This is a genomic window from Psychrobacter sp. JCM 18903, assembly GCF_000586475.1.
GTDB lineage: Bacteria > Pseudomonadota > Gammaproteobacteria > Pseudomonadales > Moraxellaceae > Psychrobacter.
The window spans coordinates 125,869-151,319 of sequence record NZ_BAWJ01000007.1; the positions used below are offsets into that span (position 1 = coordinate 125,869).

The window sequence follows — 25,451 nt, forward strand, 5'->3', positions numbered from 1 at the left end:
AAAATGAGGAAGGCTAAATCATGACGACACACAATATGTTAATCGCCCCTGATTTTTCTCCTGAGCGTTTTGCAGGCTGGCACATGTTTAATATTTTGATTCAAAAACGTGCCAACCTAAATATGCATCTGAATATACCTACCTCACATGCTGAACAAGAGCAAATCATTGAGGCAGGTGACATTCAAGTTATCTATGCCAACCCATTTGATGCAGCTACTTTGATCCGTGAGCAAGGCTATCGCGCTGTTGCACGCCCTATCGGCAAATCGGATGAGATGGTCATTGCTGCTGCGGCAAACAGTGATATCAAGCGCTTAGAAGACATTAAAGCGGGTGCGACCGTAGCAATGGCAGACAACCGTGATGTTAAGCTGATTGGCTTACGCTTGCTAGAAGCTGTGGATATAGAAGAGTCTGATCTTAACTGGGATATCACTGAAACTTATCAGGCAGCCGCCCGTAAAGTCATCAAAGGTGATGCTCAAGCGGCCTTCTTCTTAGCAGAGATTTTTCATAGCTTTTCACGCTTGACCAAAACTCAGCTGTCAGTGCTAATCGAAAGTGATTTGGCAGACATTAGCCATGTATTACTGATTAAAGATGGCTTTCCTGATACAGAAATATTCATGAATGCGATCCTGAACTTGCATAATGATGGCGATGGTAAAGAAGCATTGGCTGAACTTGGCATGCCTCAAGGGTTTGAAGCCATGGACGAAGAAGATGCTGAATTTATGATAGATTTGATGCAAACTTTACTTGATTAATTATTAATTGTTAATTGTTAATTGGCACGTTGCACCGTTTCGCTTAGTGAAGTCATAGCCTATTGTCGCTCAATAGTGGCTATATCATTTTGACCATACGATATTAGCCACAAGCTGTTAGCCATACAATAGACACTATGACTTAAAGGACACTATTATGTCTGATTTAGACTTATCAAAGAAAATGAGATGGAAGCGCGCCGAGTATTTCGTTTATATTCGCGTAAAGTGTTTTTGGCACCCAATAACCGTCATTTTCATGAACAACGTATCAATGCCGCATTACTTTTAACCGAAAAAGAGCCGCTGCAAGGTGCCGTCGCAGACTTTTTTTATGGCTGCTGGTATGACATCCCTTACGATGTAAATAACCTGTTTACGCGTATTAAAGATCGCTTGTACCTCATGTCCAGCAAGGGTTTCGCGATTGTATTAGTAAGAAGCGATATATTCAACGCAATAGTATGCTGGCGACTCGCTGGAGTGTCCTGATATCGCCGTCTCTCAATGAGCAAAAACAGCGATTGCTTATCAGTAGCGATGACGCCAAAGAAATATCCAAAGACATTACCGCTGAGCTCATGCAGGCGCGTGAAGATAAGGATTGGGGCACGATTGAGCAGATCGAAAACGAATTCTTTGCTCACTGTATCGCTCGCAATGATCGACTTGCCTTCTCGTTAGTATGGTTTCGCTTGGGTAAAAGCGACTGGCAATTCGATGAGCGCTGGAACAACTGTCAACAGCATCTTGATCAGACCATCAAGACCTAATTTATCGCCGATTTAACCCTTTCATCACAATGGTAGCCGCTATGTCCTCTTACTTAAATGCTGATAAAACGTATCTAACCCTCACTCCAGCCGGTATTTTTGAGGCATTTTCACAAAGTGAGCCCACTGATGAACAGCTGTCATTACAAGACTTAATGTCCTATGGGGAGACGTTGCTCGCCGCTGATTGGCTTGAGCGTTATTCTGACGAATGGCTACAGAGCTTTATAGAACATGGCTGGATTGAAAAGCTGTCTTTGTTATTACCCGCACCCAATCTGCCATTGGATCAGTTTTTACCGTATGTGGTTGCCAGCTTATCCGGTAAACGCCGTGCCGCTATTGGCTCTGATGAAGGGTTTTGCCTAGCACGAATCGGTTACAGCCAAGAAGAAGCGGACATGCTAAGTGTTGCAGCTGCTGACTTTTCAGGTTTTATGATTCGCCAAAAACAACGCGGCTGGGCGGTCGAAAGCCAAGCCATCTCGTTTTTTCAACAAGTTGACTTACTGATTCCTGAGACCAGCTTTGTGTTTTTATGGATTGATGGTTCAGGTTACGCCCTCATCATCGATGGCGAGCCTTTAACTAATAGCCGCGCCTTTGTTGAGATGGTATGGGCATTGAAAACGTCTGGCTTAAGATTTCTTAGCTAAATGTTAGAACAAATCTTATCGTGATGCAGTATTGAAAGGATATTTTCTATGTATGCTTAGTTGGCTTATTTATCCTTATCATTTCCAAACTTTGAAATAAGTGCCATGATGACTTCTTGAGAATTAATTGGATAAGACTCATTACTTATAGATTGAAAATCTTTAGGGGCAAATATTCTTTGAGCAATTTCTGATTTTATTTTATGTTGCTCTTCTTCAGGTAACGAGGCTATATAAGGATTGATAGCTTTCAAATCTAGTGATGTTTGAAGGTGTGTATACTGTTGCTGACGATGCTTAGTAGACTCACGCGCTAAGTAAGCAGCTGGCACAGATAATAAGAATACTAATGCTAATCGTAAAAGAGCATTATAAAGGTCGAAGCTTTGGTGTATAGACTCCCAAAAAGAATATCCAGCTATCACAATGATGACTGCCATGCAAAAAATTGATCCCCCTCTCAACCATTCGGCAGCTATTTTTTCTTGTTTTGCGCTATCTGCATACTCTGAGACAATCACTCTGCTTGCTGCATTACCTAGAAGCTGATCTAACTGAGCATTCTTATCATTAATAGCTTTTAGCTCTTCTTCGTATGCTACTGATATGCTCTTAATTTTACTATCGTATATACTTTCTAATGACTCTATTTCTTTTGTTAAGGTATTAGCCTTAATTTCACTTTCATCTAGTGATTTTTTTATTGTACGATTCAACTCTTCAAGTTTTTCATTCGTATCTTTTAATTTCTTCTTAAAAGATCTATAGTCTTGCATATCGTTTGAGATATTTGAAAGTGCCTTGTCTGTCAAAGTCACTTTTAAAATTGATGAATTTTCTATCTTCTTTTCAAGTTCCTTAGCCCTATCTGATAGATCTTTTATGTATGATTTAGTCTGCTGATCTACATCATTAACAAATACCTTAATGGTATTTGCGCTTGAGCAAACACTTGAAGTAGCCTCAGCAATTTCTTCTATACTTCCTTTATCTAAAACAACATTATAATTTTTCAGAGCTTCTATAAATCTTTCAATATATTGTCTAGTACTTTTAGATACTGGATTATCACCGATACTATCTCGAAACTTATTAAATATTTCTAACATATCAGCTATACCATTTTCGAACTCTAACAGCATATCTTCCATAGTGCTCTCGGTCTGTATACATAAATCGATAATTATATATTATAATTGAGAGTATGAGATTTAATTGTTCAACTAGGTAAATAACTACTTAAGCAAACTGCCACCTTGAATTGCCGTTTAAAGGTCGCTTTTTAACATTTTCGCGAGATAGCTAAGAAACTACTGATATCAATAAATAAATAAACAAAAAAGACGCTGTAAATAGCGTCTTTTTTGTTTGTTGCTATAATTAAACTTATATATTGCGCACCACAATTGATTGTATACGTGAATACATAATTAATGATATGCCGTTAGATATCAACTCGACGGCTAACAGTATGCCAAGAATATACGTCGCTGACTGCGGATAACTGGTAAATATCATGATAGCCAATATAATCGAGAGCAGCCCTGAGAGTAATATTGGGACAAAAGCCACTGTCCGACGTAGACCGAAAGCAACAACAACTCTGACTATACCTGTTGCCATAAATAAAATAGCAATGACCATGGTCAAGGTTAATATGCCTTGCAACGGATCTTGTAATAATTCAATACCAATCAATACACCAAGTACACCGCCGATGGCCGCCAGCACTTTTCCAGTAGTACTATGTGCTCGGAACAAGGCAATAAACTGTAAAATACCCACTAAAAGGAAGATAAAACCTGCTAACTGCTCAGCGGCCAAAGTGGCGCTAAGAGGATTAAAAAATGCAAAGATACCACCAAGAATACTGATAATACCAACCACCAGCCACAGTGTACGATTCATAAGACGACCTTATTTTACATTTAATAGAAAATAAATTATATCGCAAACCTTACCTTGTGTTGTATAACGGTAGTAATATCTTCGAGTAGTCCTGTTAATATCAGAGTGTGGGCATTGATTTGTGGTCACAAGCCTGCTAACTGATTGTTCACTGTTGCCGCGTCATGTTATACAGTACATGCTCAGCCAGCCGATGGTTAGGGTCAAGGGCTGGGTGGTAGAAGTTGGCGCGGGTATTCATCATGCCAAGGCGCTCCATAACCAATTGCGAGCGCTTATTGATAACCGCTGTGAATGACACAACCTCATCGAGCGACAGCTCAGTAAAAGCGAAATTCAGCGCCGCACGTGCTGCCTCTGTAGCATAGCCCTGTCCCCAATAATCTTTATGTAGTCGCCATGCAATCTCGACAGCCGGGGCAAAAGACATATCTGCGTGAGTATCATTCAAGCCAACAAAACCGATAAAATCATCATATGTTTTAGTGCTATTTTTTAAACATACTGCCCAAAGCCCCCAGCCTTGATTAGCGATAAGCTGCTGGCATTTACTAGCGATGATGTCACTTACTTTAGGCGTTAATAACTTGGGAAAATACTTCATTACCTCAGGATCAGCATTTATTTCAGCAAAAACAGCAAAGTCACTTGCTTGCCATTGCCTGAGGTAAAGACGTTCTGTTTCTATCACATTTATCATTTTTATCACTTATGGATTGACACTATTAATACTATTTATCCAGCCAGCCTTTTTGCTTAGCATGAGCAAGTTGCTCAGGCGTATCGATATCATAGCTCAGTTGATTATTAACAACGGTACTTATCTGACTGGGCTTCAATTCTCTAATTAAATAACGCAGCCCTTTATCGCCTACCAGCAATGCTTGCCACTCTCTGAGTAAATCACAATCAATCGTTAAAGGTAGTCCGATAATATTTTGCTTCAATGCAGTGGCAGCAGACGTTTCATTTAAATTCATGTTATTTAAATGCTGCCAGCTACTATAAGCACTTGCCACTACAGACCGCTTATCTACCAGCAGTTTTGCCAAATGTTGCTCATCAAGTAAAACTTGATCAACACCCATAATGACGACGCGCTCGATTAATGAACTTGTTAACTGCGTGACTGCCTCAATAGCCAAATCCAAACTATACGCCATACCTATTTCAGGCGTAGGATTTACGACCATTTGAATCATAGAGTACTGAAAAGCCAATTCATCCATCGCACTGGCTATTGATGGTTGATTATCAGGAATGACTATAATAATTGCTTGCGGTTTTGTAGAAAGTGCGAGTTTGGTCATGAAGCAAATTAAGGGTTCGCCATCTTTACACAGTAACTGTTTTGCTTGACCTAAACGCAGGCTCAGTCCACTGGCCAAAATAATGGCCGCATGGTTTGGTGGCTTTGATAGATTTATTGGCTTTAGTTGCGTAGATGCTAAAATAGATGCGTCGCGGCTCATGATAAATTTATCGCGGCACGAGCACTTGTAGCAGTCGTCTCTATAGAATCAATATGCGTAGAAAATAGCGTTGTAAAGTTAGTGTTTGACAGATGAGTGTCTGAGTTTTCTGTTGATAGGTTTTGATTATGGACGACAGCATTGACTTGCGCCATGATACCCAGTGCTAAAGCTTCAGGTCCATCTCCGCCCAGCTTATAGCCAATCGGATAATGCAGTTTTTTGATACCTAGGTTTAAACTGGCAGGATTTGTAAGCCTTGTACTAATTTCTTCGATTAAGCGCTCGGTACGGTAGCGTGGCCCTAGTTGTCCAAGATATTTATAGTGATTAGCATGCTCTAATAATACGCCAAGGCGAGCACGGTCTTGGCTGAGACTATGCGACATCAAAGCAATAGCGGCATTTTTACTTAGTTTTAGTAAAGTGTCACTATCATCTAACGCCAGTACCATCACGCTATCTGCCTGAGGAAAACGCCGCTGCGTGGCATATTGCGCTCGACTGTCTACCACTGTCACATGCCAATCTTGCATCTTTGCCATCGTAACTAGCGGCATCACATCATTGCCAGCACCACAAATCAGCAAACGTATCTGTGGTTGTAGGCGCTGAATCAACCATTCTGTGGCTAAATCGTCATTGTCATTGTCATCTTTTACGATAACGTACTCAGCATTTTTATGGAGAAGCTTATATCTGATAAACTTTCAATAGCATGGATAACTGTGCTTGAAGCATTGGATACCACTTTATCTGAATTATTAGCGTCGATAGCGGTGAGTTTTCCTGACTTGATATAATTATTTAAGTTAAGACGCACACCAATTTGAAGTTCAGAGTTTGGATTATGTTGGGTATTAAAATGGATTGTAGAGCAAATTAAAGTTGCTACCGTTACTGGCTGCTGAGACTGCCAACTTGACTAATGACATTTAACAAAGACATTGCCGTCGCCAACCGTTCAAACAGCACATGTACGCGACCATTACAGCCTAATCCAAAATTTAACTCGTCCAAATCAATATCTTGTTCATCGTATTTATTATCTGTGCCCTTATTATCACTACCTCTATCAAAGTCAAAACCCTCTTCTGATACGCTCGCTCGCACATTACCATTTTCAGCATATTCGATGTCGTCACCCGTTTGGTAACTTGCACGTTTGCACCATCACGTGTGAGCCAAAAAGCACGTTTGATAATATGCGGCTCCAAGCAGCCACCGCTAATCATTCCGACCGAACGACCATCTTCACAGATAAGCATCATTGCGCCTGCGCGGCGATAGGCTGACCCTTCTGTACGCACGACGGTTGCTAGTACCGCGTCAACCTGTTGTTGCTGAGCCTCGCGTGCCAGCTTAAGAATATCAGCAATTTGATTCATAATGTCTCTTATATACTATCTATCATTTATATCTATATACGGTCTATATCCATCCTAGTCCACTTATAAAACCCGCTAACGACTACAATTAGCGGGTTTATATTGTCCGACTAAAAACCTACTCTGGTAGTTCATAAAGTAATTTGTCGAGGGTAATAGGAAAGTCATAAACTCGTACACCCACGGCGTTGTAAACGGCATTAGCAATAGCAGCGGCAGCACCAGCAATCGCCGTTTCCCCAATACCTTTTATGTGCATTGGATTGGTATACGGATCGTCCTCTTCTACCAAGATAACATCAAGCTGAGGGACATCCGCATTGACTGGGACATGGTATTCTGCAAGATTATGATTACATAGCCGACCGTCACGCTTATCGTGAATCACCTGCTCCATCAACGCAGAACCAATACCAAATACCATACCGCCGTAGCACTGCGAGGTCGCGGTTTTGTGATTGAGGATACGCCCTGCTGCAAAGGCACCAGTCATACGTTTAACGCGTATCTCACCAGTCACTCGGTGTACAGCGACCTCGGCAAAATTAGCACCAAATGACGCTTGGCGATGACTTTTTGCATTTTTACCCGGTGCAATTTGACCTTTGGCACTGAGTTTTTGGTCATCATATTGAGCGACGATATCGGCTAATAAATGAGTCTGGAAATTACTAAAGTCATATTCTTTCGATTCAATTAGTGAGATTCCTGTTATTTCAGCTAATTTGTCTTTTAAATCAGCCACTTTATCTACGATATTATCGCCCAAACCTGCTACTTTTTGTTTTCCTGCTTCTATAACGGTTTCTGCAAAGTTAGCATCATGCTCACCTATCTGCTTAATTTGACCGTTATCCAGCTGAATGGTGTCAGGGTATAGACCGACTTTTTCTGCGATCATTTCACGTAGCTGCTGACAAGCAAGGTAAATACTACTGCCTGAACTGGCAGCGCCCATACTGCCCCCTGAGCCTACCGCAGGTGGCAAACTGGTATCACCAAGCTTCATTTCAATATGATCTATTGGTAGCCCTAATAAATCTGCAGCAACCTGAGTAAATACGGTATAAGAACCTGTACCGATATCGGTCATGTCTGTCTCAATCACAGCTTTGACGCCTAGTGCTTTTGAGTTATCTATTTGCAGGGTCGCCCGTGCTTCTGATGGCGCTAAGCTGTTGCCGCGAGCTGCCGCTGCCATACCCATACCCATCCACCAATCACCTTCTAAGCGACTGGCAGGCTTAGCATTGCGTTGATTCCAGCCAAACTGTTCAGCTGCTTGATCGATACAAGCGATGAGCTTACGCGTGGAAAACGGGACACCTTTACTAGGATCTTGCTCAGGCTCATTACGACGGCGCAGCTCGACAGGGTCTAGGTTGAGTTGCTCTGTCAATTCATCCATCGCACACTCAAGGGCAATCTGCCCCACTGCTTCACCGGGGGCACGCATTGAGCCTGACAATACTTGGTTCATATCTACTTGCTGATAATTAACTCGGCGATTATCACCGCGATACAGATAATGCGTAGAGAGCGCTGCTGGCTCAAAAAAGGCTTCTCCTGGCAAATTACTAGAGACCGTCTCATGAATCATGGTGTCGATAATACCATCTTCACTACAGCCAATTGCGATGCGTTGACGCGTGTTTGAGCGTCTAATCGTTGCCTCCATTACTTGCGGACGTGTCATAGTGATTAACACGGGACGACCCAAGTCCTTTGCAGCTAGTGCGGCGGCTATCGATTCTGGAGAAATCCCAAGCTTGCTACCAAAACCCCCACCGACATAACGAGCGATTAATTGCACATTATCTGCATCCAAATCCAATGCATCAACGATTTGCTTTTTGCATGAAGCAAGCATCTGATTAGAGGAGTACATGATCAGCTTCTCACCTTCCCAGTGAGCAAGCGTTGCATGAGGCTCCATCGCTGCGCTGTTTTGACTTGGCGTATGATAAAAGCGGTCAAGGGTTACTGCAGCATTTGCGAGGCTTTGTTCTGGATTACCCTTTTCTGAATTTTTATCCGAACCTTTTTTTTCATTAACGTTATGAGCATTTGGCAGCTCTGTCGTAAAGTTCAATGCCGCCTGCTCAGTCTCATCCTCATAAGTCACTTTGAGAGCTTTTGCACCTTCGGTCGCCGCCTCAAACGTCTCAGCAATGACAACCGCAATCGGCTGACCATGATAAAAAATTTCACTAACGCCTTGCTTAGGTGATTTGGTTGCACCGCCCTGTTGGGCATTGCGTAAAAAGTGCTCAGGATCGGTCACCACTTTAATAATATCAGGAATAGCCTCTAAAGAGCTGCTATCAATTTGCTTAACACGCCCTTTGGCAATCGTCGCGCCCACCAATACGCCATAGGCTTGATTATCTAGATGAATCTCTGCCGTATAGTGCGCTTGACCGCTGACTTTAAGTGATCCCTCGACTCGGTTAATGGGCTTACCCACCAATTTACTCGCTGTTTTATCAAAAAGCGACTCAACAGGCTCATTCATCATCATTCTTTTGGTCGGTTCTGACGGAAATACTGAGTCCAATAATGACATGATTATGCTCCCTTGCCCGCTAATGCGCGTTGAATAACTTGTTTGAGTAGACGACGGGTCAATGGTATTTTAAAATCATTTTGACCGCTGCCTTTGGCATCTTTTAGTAATAAGTCCGCTGCTTGTTTTATCACATCATCATTACCATCCGTGCCCGTTAGCAATGCCTCAACGGCTTCGTTACGCCATGGTTCAGTGCCAATACCACCGAATGCCAGACGTGCAGTAGTGATTTTTCCTTCTTCTACATTTATAACCGCTGCACAGGAAACTAAGGCAAAAGCATAGGACGCGCGATCACGCACTTTGTCATAGGTATGCATGCCTTTGATGGGCGCTGGCAACACAACATGAGTGATAAGCTCACCAGATTCTAAAACGTTTTCGATATGTGGCGTGTCTTTTGGTAGACAATAAAAGTCTTTAATCGCGATTTTACGCGTTGAACCATCCGTTTTTAACGTCTCAACAGTGGCATCTAATAAGCGCATCGCGACGGCCATATCAGATGGATGCTGGGCAATACAGGACTCGCTAGTACCTAAAATTGCAAGGTACGATTTTCGCCACGTATCACTGGGCAACCAGAACCTGGGTTGCGTTTATTGCAGGCGCTGTCTGTCTGATAAAAATAATAACAACGCGTACGTTGCAATAGATTACCGCCCGTCGTCGCTCTATTGCGCAACTGTCCTGTCGCACCTGCCAAAATCGCCCGTGATAACACTGGGTAATTGGCAATGACCTCAGGATGCGCCGCCAAATCGCTATTGGTCACCAGCGTACCGATGCGTAGGCCACCATCTGTAGTCTTCTCAATTTGAGCTAATGCTAAGCGAGTGATATCCACCAGCTTAACTGGCGTTTCAATCTCTAACTTCATCAAGTCTAAAAGGTTGGTACCCCCTGCGATAAATGAGGCGTCTTTTACACTAGCAGATTGGGCTGCCTGCTCTGGCGCGGTAGCACGGCTATACTCGAAACGTTTCATGAGCGATCTCCTAACCTGCTAGTTGCCGTCTTATTCTTCATAGATTGACTACCTAGCTGCGCTTCACTAGGTGGTGGTGACCAAATACCCGTCACCTCTGATTTTTGTACTGCGTCAGTTTTAGATGAATCATTCATTTCATTTTCTAGTACTTGTGAGATGGCTTTAATAATATTGGGATAAGCAGAACAGCGGCAAATATTGCCACTCATACGCTCAGCGATTTCTTGAACCAGCAACCCATCAGGATTTTGCAAATCTGTAGTGACATGACTGGGCCAGTTTTGTTTAATCTCATCGATGAGCGCTGTTGCTGAACAAATTTGCCCAGGGGTACAGTAACCACATTGAAACGCATCATTATCTTTAAAGGCTTGTTGCAACGCTGACAAAGATTCGGGCATGCCAATACCTTCAATCGTGGTAATGTCATCACCATCGTGCATAACTGCCAAGTCAAACAGGCATTGACCCGACGCCCATTGATAAGTATGGTACAAGCGCCGCATTGACCATGGTCACAGCCTTTTTTAGGCCCCGTAATTTTGAGGTGCTGGCGACAGACATCGAGTAAGGTCGTGCGCGGATCAAGATCATCGAGCTGATAATCTTGCTTATTAATGGTTAAGTTCAAGGTAGACATGCTGGCTTCTCGCTGGCAGATAATCAAAAAAAATAGGGTTAAACGCTCCTTAAAAGTCGCGCCAATCGATTTATTATGACTTATTAGAAATGTCGATTTGTTTTCACTTTGTAGTTATTACAGTGTAGTTTTTAATCTATGAAAACTTTACTTCTCACTATTCTATCTCGCTTATTCACTATCAATTTTATAAATAAAACTTAAACACCCATTTTATTAGCAAAAAAATAGCGCTATAAACAGGCCGTTTATAACGCTATTTGAGTTCAATATAGTCAGTTAAAAATACCAGTCGGGCATTACGCTTTAGTAATAATACTCGCTTCACTCAATCGAGATTTTGGCAAATCGGCATTAAAATCATCTTCACTACGATAACCAAGTGAGATAACGGCAACGGCTGTGTAGCCTTTGCTACGTAGCTCAAACTCTTCATCGAGTGCCTTTAGATCAGCACCTTCCATCGGTACGGCATCAATGCCTAAAGTAGCAGCACCCAGCAATAATGCACCCATATTTAAATACACTTGCTCGACCAGCCAATGTGGCTCGTCTTTTTGCTCATAACGGCGAATGTCCAAAAACATTTTGCGCACTTGATGCATTTGCTCTTTGAATTTTGGTTCTGCGAAGCGACCATCAGCGTCTTCTTTATCCAGTACCTCGTTCAAAAAATCATCGTCAGCATAAACGCGGCTACAGAACACGATGACGTGTGATGCCTCTGTTACCTTGGCTGCATTGAAGTCAAACATCCCTTGTGTACCTTTTGCGATACGTGCTTGCCAGTCTCATCATCAGCGATCACAAAATGCCAAGGCTGAATATTAGTGCTTGATGGGCTAAGTCGTAGGATATCCTTTAAACTTTGAAAGTCTGCTGCTGATATTTTTTTATTGGCATCAAACTCTTTGGTGCTGTAACGCCAGTTCATGCTTCAGTGATATTTTTCATTTATGACTCCAAGATTTTTAGTACCGCCACTTTAAGCAAAAACCCGTTTGATGACCGTTACAGATTGGTTAAGTAGTCACTTATTTTGTTATTAAGTTGCTGATAATTCAGTGCATCGCTGAGTTATTTGAGCCGCCATTTGAACAGTTATTTAAGCAGATACTTATTAGACAGAGACTCATTAAACAGTAACTTAGACGATATTGTAATTGTTCCCTCATTCTCTTAGCATTAGTTAATTAGTATTGATAATTAGCATTGATTTATAAGGCAGTCGACCACAGACAGCTTATATAAAAAATAAATACTGAATTGGGCAGATAGATATGGAACATTCAAAGCAGTTATCTTCAGAGCAGCCACTACGCATAGATATCGTCTCAGACGTTGTTTGTCCTTGGTGCGTCATTGGTTACCGCCAGCTGGCAGAAGCCTCAAGCAAACCAACACCGAACACGAGATTCACTGGCATCCGTTTGAGCTTAATCCAAATATGCCACGCGAAGGACAAAATATGCGTGAACATATTATGGAGAAATATGGGTCGAGCGAGCAAGAATCTGATGCTAGCCGTGCTCGATTAATGGAAGCGGGTAATGAGGTTGGCTTTACGTTTAACTTTAACGATGACACGCGCATGCACAACACGTTCAACTTGCATCAATTGCTGCACTGGCAGATCAGCAAGGTCGCATGCATGACTTAAAGCAGGCGTTATTCGTCGCTCATTTTACCAATGGTCGCAATATTTCTGACAATGCCGTGCTTGCTGATATCGCAGCAGAGATTGGACTAGATCGTGATGAGGCACTAGCCGTGTTAGCAGACCAAAGGTTCGCTAAAGAGGTGCGCGCAGAAGAGCAACATTGGCAACAACAAGGCATTCAAAGCGTGCCAGCGGTAATTTTTAATAAGCGTCATCTGGTTAGTGGTGCACAAGGTGTGGAAAATTTCAAGAATATCTTGCAGCAGTTGGCTGACATGCCAGACTAGGGCGCATCTTCAGTTCATTCGATAGTCATCTAAATGGGCTAAAAATGGTTAAATCTTGCCAAACATCGTCAAACAGCTGGTTAATATCCCGATATTATCTGCACTATTTTCCTCGTTTGACGGCAATTTATCTCATTTTTATCACCATTTTTGAAATGAAGACACACCCTAGTTTTCCTGACGAGGTTTTTTGGCAAGATTTCGTTTGCTATTCCTAAAAGGATCCCTTATGTTCTTTGATAAATCCCTTCCTATTATCGTGTTTGATGTCAATGAGACTCTACTCGACATTACCACTCTTGAACCATTATTTGCTCGCCTATTTGGCAATAAAGTGCGACTAAGAGAATGGTTTGCGCAATTGGTGCTATATTCACAAACCATAACGTTATCAGGACTTTATACGCCTTTTGGTGAGCTTGGCATTGGTGCATTACAGATGACGGCGGCTATCCATAAAGTCGTGTTAACAGACGACGATGTCGACGAATTAAAAGAGCGTATGAGCAAAATGCCTGCTCACCCTGATGTAGTTCCAGCATTAACCAAGCTGCGTGAGGCAGGGTTTCGACTGGTGACGTTGACCAACTCAGCAAATAGCGCTTCCCCGACCCCGCTTGAAAAAGCTGGCATCAGCCATTTCTTTGAACAGCATTTTAGTGTTGAAACTGTCGGTAAATTCAAGCCTGCGCCTGAGACTTATCAAATGGTCGCTCACGCATTGTCTGTTGACGTATCGGATTTGTGCCTTGTCGCTTGTCATCTTTGGGATACGATTGGCGCTCAAGCGGCTGGCTGCCAAGGGGCGTTTCTCACGCGACCGCACAATGCTTTATTATCAGCGCCAAACGTTCCAGCGCCAGACTTTGTAGCAGCAGATCTAACCACGCTTGCCGAACAAATAATTTTTTCCACTAAAAAATAATTGCCAATGCCAAAAAATGCCGCCCTATATAAGGACGGCATTTTTGGTTTAGCATACTGCTACTTTATGAGGCTAAATCTATAATCACTATTATTAATAATGATTTTTAAAAATGAATAACCGTACGGATACTCTCGCCTTTATGCATCAAATCAAACGCTTCGTTGATATCCTCTAATGGCATGGTATGGGTAATGAAATCTTGTAGTGGAATCTCACCAGCCAAATAACGCTCAACATAACCTGGTAATTCACTGCGACCTTTTACGCCGCCAAATGCTGAACCGCGCCAGACGCGACCAGTCACTAACTGGAATGGGCGCGTAGAAATTTCTTGTCCAGCACCAGCGACACCGATGATGACCGACTCACCCCACCCTTTATGACAGCATTCAAGCGCTGAACGCATGACATCGACATTACCGATACATTCAAATGAGTAATCTACTCCACCATCTGTCAATTCAACAATCACTTCCTGAATTGGTTTATCGTAATCTTTTGGATTGATACAGTCAGTTGCGCCTAACTTTTTAGCCAGCTCGAATTTGCTCTCATTGATATCAATAGCAATGATACGACTGGCTTTTGCCATCGCAGCACCAATTACCGCTGATAGACCAATACCGCCCAGACCAAAGATAGCAACGGTAGCGCCCTCTTCGACTTTTGCCGTATTCATGACTGCACCCATACCGGTAGTCACGCCGCAGCCAAGCAAACAAACTTCTTCTAACGGTGCTTCTTTATTCACTTTTGCCAAAGAAATCTCAGGCAACACGGTATATTCAGAGAAGGTTGAGCAGCCCATATAATGATAAATAGGCTCACCATCTTTATAAAAACGCGTGGTGCCATCTGGCATCAGACCTTTGCCTTGTGTCTCACGTACCGCCGAGCAAAGATTGGTTTTACCAGAGGTACACATTTTACAGACGCCACATTCTGCTGTGTATAAAGGAATGACATGATCGCCAACTTGCACACTGGTGACGCCTTCGCCGATTTGCTCAACGATACCGCCGCCTTCATGACCCAAAATCGCTGGGAACACACCTTCTGGATCTTCGCCAGAGAGCGTAAATGCATCAGTATGACAGACGCCGCTTGCCACGATTTTTACCAATACTTCGCCTTTTTTTGGCAGCATCACATCCACTTCTTCGATAGATAGTGGCTCATTTGGACCCCAAGCAATGGCGGCTTTTGATTTAATAAATTTATCTGACATCGTTATCTCTCTTTTTAATTCATTTTATGGGTTATTAAGCGCGGACCTCTATTCAGCTTATCTTGCTTGTTGAATGGAGGCAAGCGGCAGTTGTAGCAGTCTGTAAAGCTTTATACTGACTATTATAGTTTTTTCTATAGCGATAACAATGTGCTATATTTGCAAATATCTTTTACACAGTGGTAATAATAATGCGCTGGGATGGTATTAGCGAATTTGTTTATGTAGCAGATTACGAAAGCTTTACGCGCGCGGCAAAAGAATTGGGCATTTCTACCGCGCAAGTCAGTCGGCAGATAAGCGCGTTAGAGAAGCGACTGAATATTAAACTGCTGTATCGCACGACGCGTAAGGTATCACTGACTGAAGAAGGTCGCGTGTTTTATCAGCACTGCCGCGGTGTGCTCGATGGCTTGGATGCCGCTGAGCAAGCAGTAAGCAATTTACAATCAAAGCCGCAAGGTAGGATTAAGCTGACCGCTCCTGTCACTTATGGCGAGCAGCAATTATTGCCATTAGTCAATGATTTCATGGTGCAATATCGCGATATCGAAGTGACGGCATTTTTGAGCAATCAAAAAATCGACCTCATTGATGGCGGTTATGATTTGGCGATTCGTATCGGAAAATTAAGTGATTCGACGATGATGGCAAAAAAGCTCAGCCGTCGTACCAATTTCGTCTGTGCCGCGCCTGCTTATCTCGAAAAATACGGCATACCACATTCTTTGAGCGATCTGAGTCAGCATAACTGCTTACTTGGCACGCGTGACTATTGGCACTTTATAGAAGATGGCAAAATAGATTCTGGAAAAAATGCTGATAAAGAAAAAAACCTGCGCGTGTCTGGCAGTGTCCAATATAACAGCGGTCACAGTCTAGTCGATGCGGCGTTAAAAGGTCTGGGTATCGTGCAGCTACCTGATTATTATGTGCAAAAATACTTAGCATCAGGTGAGCTGGTCAGCTTATTGAATAACTATCGAGAGCCTGAAGAAAGTATCTGGGCCATCTATCCGCACAACCGTCATTTATCGCCAAAGATTAGACTGCTCGTCGATTATCTAGCAGAGCATTTGGTTTAGCTATGCGTTTTGGCTTAGGCATTCTTTAAGGTCTGTTGCAATGCAAGACTTTACTATGCGCGGTTTATTACGCACAATGCTACTAAGCACAAGGAATATTATGGTTCACACTAAATATTCGATGTTGTCAGCCATCATTCGCTGAATAAACAATGACAATAAAAGGACTTTTCATGCTTAAGATTCTCTCTATCGCTGCCCTAGCATTGGCCGTATCCTCCTGCGCCAGTGTTGAAAATATTTTAAACGCGCCAGATAAGATGCCATCAACGCCAAAGACGATGACTGCTATCAATGCCGAAAAAGGCTTGGTTACGCTGCAAAGTAATCATTCCGTTCAAGATACTGCGGATAAGTTGGCAGCGATTATTGAAAGCAAAGGCATGAAAGTATTTGCACGCGTCGATCATCAAAAGAACGCCCAAGGTGTCAACTTAACATTAAGACCGACGCAAGTGATTATGTTTGGTAATCCGAAAGCGGGTACGCCATTGATGAATTGCGAGCAAAGCGTCGCTATCGACTTGCCGCAAAAAATCCTTATCAGTGAAGATGCCGATAAAAAAGTTTGGTTGTCGTACAACAATCCTGCATATCTAAAAGACCGCCATAATATAAAAGGTTGTGATACCCAATTAGCGAATATCGCAAAAGCCCTTGATGATGTTAGTAAAGCAGCAGTTGCAAAGTAATACCAAACCCAAAAAATATGATTAGCTGCGTCAGTTTTGCTTGTTCCGCTCGCCTAGCCTACTAGATGTAGTACTTGCACTCGTTTTCCTTGCTACTCTAATTTTTTGAGAAGGTATAAGCGTTGGGTGAAAATCTAAAGATATAAAAAGGTGGGATGCAAAAGCACTCCCACCTTCTATTTGCCTTTAAAAGATTAACGTATTAGCAATCTTCAGATATTGCTACTTGCTCATATAGCGCTGTTTAGATCATGCAACTCTACTTTTAACTTCTTTGCACATTCGATAATCTTTTTTCGACCAGCAGGAATAGCCCCATATTCAATCGCTATTTCTCGCATTTGTACCGTGACGTCATAGTGCGGATAGCTGGCGTTGCGATGGAATAAGCGCTTATCCACTTCAATTAGTGCGGCAAAATCATGCAGCTCTTGCAGGGTATCTGCCAGCATGTGGCACCACTTATAGCCTTTAAATTCTATCTGCATAAAATCCACATATATCGCCATAGAACCGCCTCCTTTATTATCCTTTACCTTTTATCATGTGCTAAACAACGCTTTCACAGAGCAGCCATTAGAACAATTCACTCGCATCTTTCTTTAGCTGTTTGAGTACGGCTTGATATTCACTATGATTGGTTCCAAGTGTGCTTAGACGCCCATAACGGAGCTGACGATAGTCCTGCCTCATCTGCATAATTTTTGCTTGGACAATATCTGAGTGACCGCTATCTGTGAGCTTACTAACTTTACTGCTCTTATTATTACTTTTAGCATTGGTATCAGTACTTGAATCAATTTCTCGCTCATCAACCGCTATTGCCAAGCGCTCAAGCCAAGCCAACTGACCTTCACTTTCATCACGAGCAAGTGATTTATCCACTTTGCCAATACGTTTTGATAGCTGTGCAAGCGGCAGGTCTGCTGGATGCCAACGCTTGCGGCGACGTTGCCAAATGACAAAGACCAAAATAGCCATGACGGTAATAGCACTCACTGCCAACCAAATAATTTGCTGCGTGATTGAACGGATGTTAAACCATTTGAGTAGCGAGTCAGCTTGCTTGTCCTGATCGTAACCAACGACATCTTTTTGCCAATAGTAGCTGGCTTGGTCGGACAGACGGCGTAAGGTTTGTAGCATTTGATACTGCTGATAGCTGATTTGTGCGCTAGCGCCATCGCCGAACATTGCCGCTCCTTGTGCCTGCGTCAGCGCATCCATCCCTTGCTCGACACGCTCAGGCGCGACAAAAGCCGTCGGATCGACACGTACCCAGCCTTGACCCTCAAGCCAAACCTCCGTCCAAGCGTGCGCATCCTTTTGCCGCACCTCCCATACATTACCACCGCGGCTCAGCTCGCCACCCTGATAGCCGGCGACGACGCGCGCGGGTATGCCAGCGGCGCGCAGCATAAAGGTAAAACTGGAAGAATAATGCTCACAAAACCCAGCTTTGGTCTCAAATAAAAACTCGTCAATACGGTTATTATTCAGCCGTGGCGGTGATAACGTATAACGAAATTCTGTTTGATTAATCCAGCGTTCAATAGCCGCCATATAACCCACTGGGTCTGAGTCTGATTGCGCAAATAGCTGCTGTGCCAACGCGCGTGCTTGCGGATTTCCATCGGCTGGCAAGGCAAGATTCAAACGTCGCAACTCATCAGAGAGAACAGGGTCAATACGCATCGGTGCAAATTGCAATACGTCATAACGTAACTGCTGAGTGACGGGCTGATCTTTTAATAAGGTAAAGTTTGAAGTAATACTGACATCTTGGCGCTGGGCAAAAGGATAATCAAGTCCAAATAGCCAGTTTTGCTGCGTCGGCTCTAAGATAATTTCATAGCTGGTAGGCGTAGTTTTTACTGAATCGGGGACAGTTGCAAAGGCATTCTCAATCCAAGATGGCATTTGCGGGGCAGGTCGCCATTGTCGTTGCTGAGGGCTAGGACGCCATGTAATTCCATCAAAGTCGCTAAACACCAAACCACGCCAATATAACTGCTGTTGCGGCGGGCGATTATCTGCAAACTCTACCCGAAACGCCAGCTCAGTCGATTGTCCCAAATTGGCAAAATCCCCGGGCGACATACTATCAGAGACACCAGTAGTCGCTTGCTGACCTGAGAGCTGCACTGACCATAGCGGTGGCAATCGCGGGAAGAACAAAAATAGCACGACTAATAATGGCAACGCCCCGATACCCAGCACACCCAAAGTACGCAAGCGACCATCACCGCGAGTGTTGCCGTCATCATTAAGTGCAATAAATGCCAATAAAATGATAACTGCACCCACAATCACTTCTAAAGTCGTAACAAGACCTTGATCCATCAAAAACAGCGCGGCAAGGACAAATAGTGATAAATTTAGGACCACATAAGCATCACGCCGTTTATACATCTCCCACAATTTGCTGATGAGACAGAGCACTAAAAACGCCACGCCCATATCCAGTCCAAACGCTGTATTGTAAGTCAGCCATAGACCTGCCAGCCCCAATAAAAAGCCGAGCATTTGCATGCCTTGATAGACGCGTTTTAAATGCGCTATTTTTTTGAACTTAGCTTTTATAGACGGTAGCTGTGCGGCAATGCTGACCACCGCAAAACCTATCAACCAAAACGGCAGATGCGCCGCATGAGGTAAAATAACGGTAATTTGAGCAATTAGTACCCAATAATAAGCAGGCAAGGCGAATAGCTTACGAGTCCATTTTGCAGCGCTATCCCGTATAGCACGATCAGTGACGTTTTGACCCAGTGCCAACTGCTCAAAACTTACGGAGTTTATCTCTGTCTCATTTGAAGAGTGATTTTTAAAATTGGTCATGGCACTTTCGCCAATCTTAACAAGCAAGTTTGTGCAAAGCCATCGCCTTCACCCATTGGTGCAGTAGAATGGGTATCATTGGGTAAGCGCATATGAAATGTCACGCCCAGCTCACCTAATTTCATCGCCCCATACGCCAGTTGTGCCAGTTTTTGCTCATGATGTGCTGCTGGCATATCCGCATAATCTAACGTTTGCTCATGACCGACTGGATCAGCAAAGTGCTTGGTCAACATGCCTTGACCACGTGCTACATGTCCCCACGATACCCGTGCCAGCGACTCGCCTTCAACGTAGTTATCTAGCCGCTCAAAATCATCTTGACCTTGCCGATATTGCCCACCTGTTGGCAAATCTTCCTGACTGGCAACGGCATATTGCGTCTGCCAATCAAACACTTCAGGTTTTGGATAGACCCAAGCAGTACGGGCAAAATAAACATAGGACCACGCCTGCATAATACCCAAAGGATAAACCGTTTTTATTTTTAAGCGTGGTAATTCAAACTGCCCACGATTCTGCGTCAGTACTGGCAAGCGAATCACTTGCTCGCCTTGCAGTCGTGTCACCAGTATTGACTGTTTATTATCAGCACCATGTTTGATTTTTTTATGGGCTTTTTTATCTGTTTTATTATTAGGCTTGCTATTAGCCTTGTCATCAGCCTGCTCAAAGCTAAATAACAACTGTCGTCTTGGTTGACGACTCTCACTGCGCAACTGTAAAGTCACCCAAACAGGCGCGCCCGCTTCTGCCATGGTTACTTCTATTAACTGTACTTTAAGACCTGAGATATGGGCAAAGGTCACATGAAGCTGATAAGCCAGACGCTGACCAAATAAAAACATAAACCTAACACCAAGTTATTGCCATAGTTAATGCCAGCGATAAAGGTGATGATTAATAACACTGCATATAGCGTCCCTTCACGGCTAAAAAAGATATAGACGTTACGCAAATTGAGGGTGGCGCTATCGCTTTTGGGCGCACGCGAGGCGAACCAACGGCTTAATGCGGAAGTGGCTGGTACGGTTAAGGCTTTTGGCAAAAAGCGCATGACTACCCTATCCTTACCATAAAATTGATACTCTCATTCATAATTGGTGATAGCTTTAAAACAAATACGCTATGAAACAACAAACAACTAAAAAATAAGTGCTCAGATAACAGTGATTGAAATAACAACTATTTAAATAACCACCATTTAACTGATAACAGCCACTTCTGCTAATATACGTTGCGCGATTGTCTGCGTCGCCTGCCCACCAGTCACATGCGCTGGGACAAAACGCTGACCGAGACGATGATCTGTGACCGCGGCAAACACCGCTTGGATATCCTCAGGTGTCACTTCCATATGCCCCGATACGTACGCATAAGCCTGCGCGGCACGCTGTAGCGACAATACTCCACGCGGTGACAAACCATGATACTCGGAGCTTGCTCGTGTCTTTTCGACCAATCGCTGCAGATAATCCAAGACCACATCCGCGACATAAACGTGTGTAACACCTTGCTGTGCTAATAAGACCGCCTCGGTATCAAGCAGCGCATCTAAATTTTTTAGTAGCTCGCGGCGATCCTGACCTTTTAATAGCTCGCGCTCTGCGGTAGGAGACGGATAACCAAGCGACAAGCATAGTAAGAATCTATCTAGCTGCGATTCAGGAAGCGGATAGACACCTGCTTGCTGCAAAGGATTTTGGGTTGCAATGACAAAAAACGGCTGCGGCAAAGGATAGGTTTGCCCATCTTGGGTGACTTGCCGTTCTTCCATCGCTTCTAGTAACGCACTTTGCGTCTTAGGGCTAGAGCGATTAATCTCATCAGCGAGTAGCAGCTGAGTAAAAATAGGGCCTGCTCGAAACTCAAATTGCTGTTTCTTTTGATCATAAATGCTCATGCCTAAGATATCTGCTGGCAGCATATCATTGGTGAACTGTACACGGCTAAAGCTCAAGCCTAATAATTGCGCCAAGCCTTGCGCCAATGTCGTCTTGCCCATACCCGGCAGATCTTGCAGTAACAGATGTCCACCTGCCAAAATACCACTCAGCGCAAGCTTAACCACTTGCGACTTATCTAACACAATATGATTTAACTGCGCCATAAGTTGGGCAATTTTTTGCTGATTGTGACGACAGTCGGCAGCGCTAAAGGTCGACTTATGAATCACCTCTGCTGCTGATGGATGTGGTGTTGTAATGGCTCTATCGATAGCTGCGTGGGTCATAGTCAATTATTGGCTCATTTCTTATGGGATTAGTGTTTGTAGAGCGTGTTCTTATTTTGAAAGTGGTGATAAAGATGAGATAAATGGCAGCCAAACAAGGAAAATAGCACAGATAACATCAAGATATTAACCAATTGTTTGACGTGGTTTAGCAAAATTTAACCATCTTTAGCCCATTTAGTCGCTTTCGTTTAGCTTGAGGACACACCATAAACTGGCTATTGCTTTGAGTCATCTTCAGTTATCGGCGCGGCACGAAGCGTTGACAGATAAGCGATGACATCTGCGCGTTCTTGCGCATCGGGCATCGGGTTTGATAGCATTTTTGAGTCTAGCATGGCTTTTTCTGCATCCGCAATATAAGGGTCGAGCGTTTGCGCATCCCATACCCAACCTGATGTTTTTAGCCCGTCACTATAGGTGTAATCTTCTAGCTCAGCGGCGGGCGCACCGTATATATTCATCAGCTGCGGACCTTTTTTGTTGAGCCCCGCATTCAGCTGATGACATTGACCACAAGCGTCTTGATAAATGATCGCGCCGTTATCAGCATTACCTTCCGTATAGATCGGCAATGTTACAGCAGCACGATGATCCGGTGGCGTACTTTCTCCGCAAGCGCTGAGCAATAAAACAGCAGCAAATATACTGCTTATTTGATATTTATTAATGATGGGCATTTTCGGCAATCTTTGGTTAAGGAATGTCAGCTATAGGTGAACAATAAAAATGATAAGGTAGGGTCAAACACATACAAAGTGGAACCCTCTTCACGTCTAAATAGCTGCTTGTAAAAACATAACGTTATTTATTGGGGCATATTAAGCCAATAAACAACGCTTATAGGACAGTTTGAGTAAGGCTTTTGTAAGGTATGACGATAAAGAATTTATGAGCTATTAAGCCGTGTAGAATATTCTATAAATAGGCACGGTTGATAGTTGCATATCAAACGGATCCTAAATGACGTTAGGTCGCAACCTTTATCGTACTGCTGGGTTCTTCTAAATAATAGCCTTGTAAATAGCGCGCGCCCACGCTCCAAGCAACGGACATGGTCGCCGCGTCTTCAATATAAGGCATCAATACGTCCACATTGACTTCATTCGTACGCATAATAAGTGATTTGACAGTTTCTAAATTGTCTGCTGAATCAATACCATCCACATAGCTGCGTGCTAAACGCACCATATCTGGCTGTACAAAACTGACAATCTCTATGGATTTGGCAGAAGAGCCGAAGTTATTGATGCCCATCTGACAGCTGACTTGGCTAAGGGCGGCAAACTGTGTTTTTGCCACTGTGAGATGGTCTGAGACGTCTTTTTCGTTGAACTGCAAGGTGAGCACACCAGCTGCACCGCCCACCGCTTTTATAAGCTGACTGGCAACACTAGGCAGTTTTTTGTCTATCAATGAGGCACTAGTCAATTGCACTAGCAATCTGGCTTCAGGATGTGTTTTACGTACCTCATTAACCTTTTTACAGGCATTGATGAGCACCCAACGATCTATTTTTTCGAGCAATTTATGCGTCTTGGCGACTGCCATAAATTGATCAGGTGTCAATATCGTATTGTCGGCATCCGCCAATGGCAACCGCAGATATACTTCAAAAAAGTCACTTCGGTCATTGTTAATATCATATATTGGCTGGAAAGATAACTCAAAACGGCTATTGGCAATGGCATCAACTAAAGATTCGGCAAGCGCATGATCATCACTATTGGCATGCTCGCTTGGATCGTACAAATGATAGGTGCCGCCATGATTAGAGGTCTCTATCATAATCTGATTGATGGCATCCATCGCACGTTCGAGCACGATACTTGGCTCTGCTGTATTGGTTTCGATTTTGACAATCCCAATACTGACAGTCGTACTGGTCGTACGCTTATCTACTTCAATCAGCATGTCACTGATACGTGAACCAATATGCTTAGCCAGTTCTTCAAGCTCTGTGGTGCTCTTGTCCTCGACCAGTATGGTAAAGGCAGTATCACTAAAACGACTCACATGCCCGTCTGATATCAGCTCATCTAACGCATAGGCGACTTGCTTGACGGTCGCATCTACCCTTGCAAACCTAGACTGCTTCTTATTTTACCGACATTATCGAGCTGAATATACAAAAGCCCAGCCGTCAGTACACCTTGACGTGCTTGCTGGTACACGATTGCCATTTGTTCTTCAAAGCCGCGGCGGTTGTTGATTCCTGTCAGGCTGTCTTTGCATTCAGCGGCTGCCAAACGCTTAGCGACTTCCGCACTGTTATTATGGTTTTGTTGGATAATAACCTGCGTCACTGGCTCGCCATCTAAGGTCGCGGCTGCCAATTGTAGCTTTGCCTCAAAAGTACTACCATCCATCCGCTTACTTTCAAAATTGAACTCGACTTCTTGGCGGCTGCCTTTATCAAATTGACGTAAGAACTGTTTGAAACCCTTAACGTTATCACCGCCTGCAATCAGGTCAACAACAGGCACGCCTATGGCATCATTAATCGACTCAAAACCAAAAAGCTGAAGATAAGGGTCATTGGCAAAAATATGGATACCCTGATCAATATAAGCGACCGCACTTTTAGAGTTTTTAATCAATACGTTGGCGCGTTGCTCTGCTTCAGAGAGAACATGGCGCAACGTTTTAAGCTCACGACGACTGCGTAAATTATCATGCTGTAGACAGATAGACATCACTACTGCCATCTCTTGGTCTACTTTGAGCGATTTGACCATCGTGCCGCTAATAATATCAGGTAACCCCTCATCATTATTGGTGGACGCTACCATCTCTTCATTAAATAAGCAGATCATAGGCAAATCAATACTTTGCTCTTGAACGACGCCCACCACATCGGTGAAACTCATATCATAAGCACTGCCAAACACCAAGACATCCCACGGTTGTCGAAGTGACTTTAACAGCTCCTCTTTATCGTCCAAAAACCCTAAATTGATGGTGTCATAATAGCAACCTAGTAAGTGCACAAGGCGCTCAGCATAGAGCTGATCGTCATCAATGACTAAGAGGTTTAAGATGGACTGAGTACGCATAAGAAGCCTTTTGGATCTTGTGATCTTATTTTTATGTTTGGTTTGATACCCTACACCTTTTCCAAGCATTAACCCAGCAAGGAAAATACTATCAGGGATAGGCTTAGCGGTTTTTAGTAGATTGGCATCGTCTTTCGAATCAAGGCGACATCTTGGTGAAGCAAAAACATCGTATAAACGAACATAATTGTATCAATCATTATAGACAATAACTTGACTGATTGCAGACTAACTTATCATCATTATTCAGTACATTTATTCACTGCTATTATCG

At 43.3% G+C, this 25,451-nt stretch carries 28 protein-coding genes and 2 pseudogenes; 8 read left to right on the forward strand and 22 right to left on the reverse strand.

What is annotated here, in order from left to right; genetic code table 11:
- The first annotated feature begins 20 nt into the window (after positions 1 to 20).
- The 4 genes from TT12_RS06740 to TT12_RS06750 all read left to right on the forward strand — a co-directional run bounded on the left by TT12_RS06740 (position 21) and on the right by TT12_RS06750 (position 2,199).
- Positions 21 to 770: a PhnD/SsuA/transferrin family substrate-binding protein gene (locus tag TT12_RS06740; protein WP_045453250.1), complete on the forward strand. Its 750-nt coding sequence runs from the start codon at positions 21 to 23 to the stop codon at positions 768 to 770.
- Positions 771 to 959: 189 nt separating this feature from the next.
- On the forward strand, positions 960 to 1,262 hold the full coding sequence (locus tag TT12_RS15420) for a hypothetical protein (protein ID WP_207804010.1): 303 nt from the start codon (positions 960 to 962) through the stop codon (positions 1,260 to 1,262).
- Positions 1,235 to 1,543 carry a hypothetical protein gene (locus tag TT12_RS15425; RefSeq protein WP_207804011.1) on the forward strand — a complete coding sequence of 103 codons (309 nt, stop codon included), beginning with the start codon at positions 1,235 to 1,237 and terminating at the stop codon, positions 1,541 to 1,543. Before TT12_RS15420 ends, TT12_RS15425 begins: the two co-directional genes overlap by 28 nt.
- A 41-nt stretch (positions 1,544 to 1,584) precedes the next feature.
- Positions 1,585 to 2,199, forward strand: a complete 615-nt coding sequence (locus TT12_RS06750) for a hypothetical protein (RefSeq protein ID WP_045444387.1) — start codon at positions 1,585 to 1,587, stop codon at positions 2,197 to 2,199.
- 65 nt (positions 2,200 to 2,264) lie between these two features.
- Here the strand turns inward: TT12_RS06750 and TT12_RS15430 are convergent, their stop codons facing one another.
- The 13 genes and pseudogenes from TT12_RS15430 to TT12_RS18340 form a co-directional block, all read right to left on the reverse strand.
- On the reverse strand, positions 2,265 to 3,350 hold the full coding sequence (locus TT12_RS15430; RefSeq protein ID WP_201605088.1) for a hypothetical protein: 1,086 nt from the start codon (positions 3,348 to 3,350) through the stop codon (positions 2,265 to 2,267).
- A gap of 235 nt (positions 3,351 to 3,585) precedes the next feature.
- Positions 3,586 to 4,107 carry an HdeD family acid-resistance protein gene (locus TT12_RS06760; protein WP_045453254.1) on the reverse strand — a complete coding sequence of 174 codons (522 nt, stop codon included), beginning with the start codon at positions 4,105 to 4,107 and terminating at the stop codon, positions 3,586 to 3,588.
- A 148-nt stretch (positions 4,108 to 4,255) separates the two neighbouring features.
- Positions 4,256 to 4,807 carry a GNAT family N-acetyltransferase gene (locus TT12_RS06765; protein WP_045453257.1) on the reverse strand — a complete coding sequence of 184 codons (552 nt, stop codon included), beginning with the start codon at positions 4,805 to 4,807 and terminating at the stop codon, positions 4,256 to 4,258.
- A 31-nt stretch (positions 4,808 to 4,838) separates the two neighbouring features.
- Positions 4,839 to 5,579: an NTP transferase domain-containing protein gene (locus TT12_RS06770; protein ID WP_045453262.1), complete on the reverse strand. Its 741-nt coding sequence runs from the start codon at positions 5,577 to 5,579 to the stop codon at positions 4,839 to 4,841.
- Positions 5,576 to 6,199 (reverse strand): XdhC family protein, encoded by a 624-nt coding sequence (locus tag TT12_RS06775; RefSeq protein WP_243443454.1) that lies wholly within the window; start codon positions 6,197 to 6,199, stop codon positions 5,576 to 5,578. Before TT12_RS06775 ends, TT12_RS06770 begins: the two co-directional genes overlap by 4 nt.
- 387 nt (positions 6,200 to 6,586) lie before the next feature.
- Entirely contained in the window at positions 6,587 to 6,967 is a 381-nt protein-coding gene (locus tag TT12_RS06780) for an XdhC family protein (RefSeq protein ID WP_045453271.1), read from the reverse strand.
- Between the two features lie 118 nt (positions 6,968 to 7,085).
- The gene (locus TT12_RS06785) at positions 7,086 to 9,533 is read right to left on the reverse strand and encodes a xanthine dehydrogenase family protein molybdopterin-binding subunit (protein WP_045453273.1); all 2,448 of its coding nucleotides are present in this window, start codon (positions 9,531 to 9,533) and stop codon (positions 7,086 to 7,088) included.
- A gap of 2 nt (positions 9,534 to 9,535) precedes the next feature.
- Positions 9,536 to 10,117 (reverse strand): FAD binding domain-containing protein, encoded by a 582-nt coding sequence (locus TT12_RS18330; RefSeq protein ID WP_279378830.1) that lies wholly within the window; start codon positions 10,115 to 10,117, stop codon positions 9,536 to 9,538.
- Positions 10,075 to 10,524, reverse strand: a complete 450-nt coding sequence (locus TT12_RS18335; RefSeq protein ID WP_279378831.1) for an FAD binding domain-containing protein — start codon at positions 10,522 to 10,524, stop codon at positions 10,075 to 10,077. The genes TT12_RS18330 and TT12_RS18335 overlap by 43 nt, the downstream gene beginning before the upstream one ends.
- Positions 10,521 to 11,024, reverse strand: a complete 504-nt coding sequence (locus TT12_RS06795; RefSeq protein WP_243443455.1) for a 2Fe-2S iron-sulfur cluster-binding protein — start codon at positions 11,022 to 11,024, stop codon at positions 10,521 to 10,523. The genes TT12_RS18335 and TT12_RS06795 overlap by 4 nt, the downstream gene beginning before the upstream one ends.
- Before the next feature lie 23 nt (positions 11,025 to 11,047).
- Positions 11,048 to 11,167: pseudogene (locus TT12_RS16910) on the reverse strand (2Fe-2S iron-sulfur cluster-binding protein); the annotation flags it as partial.
- 299 nt (positions 11,168 to 11,466) lie between these two features.
- Positions 11,467 to 11,922, reverse strand: coding sequence for a nitroreductase family protein (locus tag TT12_RS06800; protein WP_279378832.1), 456 nt, complete (start codon positions 11,920 to 11,922; stop codon positions 11,467 to 11,469).
- Positions 11,895 to 12,101 (reverse strand): nitroreductase family protein, encoded by a 207-nt coding sequence (locus TT12_RS18340; protein ID WP_279378833.1) that lies wholly within the window; start codon positions 12,099 to 12,101, stop codon positions 11,895 to 11,897. Before TT12_RS18340 ends, TT12_RS06800 begins: the two co-directional genes overlap by 28 nt.
- A 346-nt stretch (positions 12,102 to 12,447) precedes the next feature.
- Between TT12_RS18340 and TT12_RS06805 the strand changes: the two are divergent.
- A pseudogene (locus TT12_RS06805) lies at positions 12,448 to 13,114 on the forward strand (DsbA family oxidoreductase).
- A gap of 229 nt (positions 13,115 to 13,343) precedes the next feature.
- A complete protein-coding gene (locus TT12_RS06810; RefSeq protein WP_045453275.1) occupies positions 13,344 to 14,039 on the forward strand; it encodes a haloacid dehalogenase type II in 696 nt (231 codons plus the stop codon).
- A gap of 106 nt (positions 14,040 to 14,145) precedes the next feature.
- Here the strand turns inward: TT12_RS06810 and TT12_RS06815 are convergent, their stop codons facing one another.
- Positions 14,146 to 15,270, reverse strand: coding sequence for an S-(hydroxymethyl)glutathione dehydrogenase/class III alcohol dehydrogenase (locus TT12_RS06815; protein ID WP_045453279.1), 1,125 nt, complete (start codon positions 15,268 to 15,270; stop codon positions 14,146 to 14,148).
- A gap of 191 nt (positions 15,271 to 15,461) precedes the next feature.
- On the opposite strand from TT12_RS06815, the gene TT12_RS06820 reads away from it, so the two are divergent.
- Complete coding sequence (locus TT12_RS06820; RefSeq protein ID WP_045453282.1) at positions 15,462 to 16,355, forward strand: LysR family transcriptional regulator; 894 nt, start codon at positions 15,462 to 15,464, stop codon at positions 16,353 to 16,355.
- 173 nt (positions 16,356 to 16,528) lie between these two features.
- The gene (locus TT12_RS06825) at positions 16,529 to 17,047 is read left to right on the forward strand and encodes a DUF302 domain-containing protein (RefSeq protein WP_045453285.1); all 519 of its coding nucleotides are present in this window, start codon (positions 16,529 to 16,531) and stop codon (positions 17,045 to 17,047) included.
- Between the two features lie 230 nt (positions 17,048 to 17,277).
- Here TT12_RS06825 and TT12_RS06830 read toward each other — a convergent pair whose 3' ends face one another.
- The 8 genes from TT12_RS06830 to TT12_RS18345 all read right to left on the reverse strand — a co-directional run bounded on the left by TT12_RS06830 (position 17,278) and on the right by TT12_RS18345 (position 25,177).
- Positions 17,278 to 17,556 (reverse strand): DUF4031 domain-containing protein, encoded by a 279-nt coding sequence (locus TT12_RS06830; protein ID WP_045453287.1) that lies wholly within the window; start codon positions 17,554 to 17,556, stop codon positions 17,278 to 17,280.
- A 67-nt stretch (positions 17,557 to 17,623) separates the two neighbouring features.
- The gene (locus TT12_RS06835; RefSeq protein WP_045453290.1) at positions 17,624 to 19,888 is read right to left on the reverse strand and encodes a transglutaminase TgpA family protein; all 2,265 of its coding nucleotides are present in this window, start codon (positions 19,886 to 19,888) and stop codon (positions 17,624 to 17,626) included.
- Positions 19,885 to 20,736, reverse strand: a complete 852-nt coding sequence (locus TT12_RS06840; RefSeq protein ID WP_243443456.1) for a DUF58 domain-containing protein — start codon at positions 20,734 to 20,736, stop codon at positions 19,885 to 19,887. The genes TT12_RS06835 and TT12_RS06840 overlap by 4 nt, the downstream gene beginning before the upstream one ends.
- A complete protein-coding gene (locus tag TT12_RS16915) occupies positions 20,694 to 20,945 on the reverse strand; it encodes a hypothetical protein (protein WP_243443457.1) in 252 nt (83 codons plus the stop codon). The genes TT12_RS06840 and TT12_RS16915 overlap by 43 nt, the downstream gene beginning before the upstream one ends.
- 147 nt (positions 20,946 to 21,092) lie before the next feature.
- Entirely contained in the window at positions 21,093 to 22,121 is a 1,029-nt protein-coding gene (locus TT12_RS06845; protein ID WP_045453294.1) for an AAA family ATPase, read from the reverse strand.
- A gap of 218 nt (positions 22,122 to 22,339) precedes the next feature.
- The gene (locus TT12_RS06850) at positions 22,340 to 22,801 is read right to left on the reverse strand and encodes a c-type cytochrome (protein WP_045453297.1); all 462 of its coding nucleotides are present in this window, start codon (positions 22,799 to 22,801) and stop codon (positions 22,340 to 22,342) included.
- A 289-nt stretch (positions 22,802 to 23,090) separates the two neighbouring features.
- Positions 23,091 to 24,137 carry a GGDEF domain-containing phosphodiesterase gene (locus TT12_RS16920; RefSeq protein ID WP_279378834.1) on the reverse strand — a complete coding sequence of 349 codons (1,047 nt, stop codon included), beginning with the start codon at positions 24,135 to 24,137 and terminating at the stop codon, positions 23,091 to 23,093.
- 56 nt (positions 24,138 to 24,193) lie between these two features.
- The gene (locus TT12_RS18345; protein WP_279378835.1) at positions 24,194 to 25,177 is read right to left on the reverse strand and encodes a PAS domain-containing protein; all 984 of its coding nucleotides are present in this window, start codon (positions 25,175 to 25,177) and stop codon (positions 24,194 to 24,196) included.
- Positions 25,178 to 25,451 lie beyond the last annotated feature (274 nt).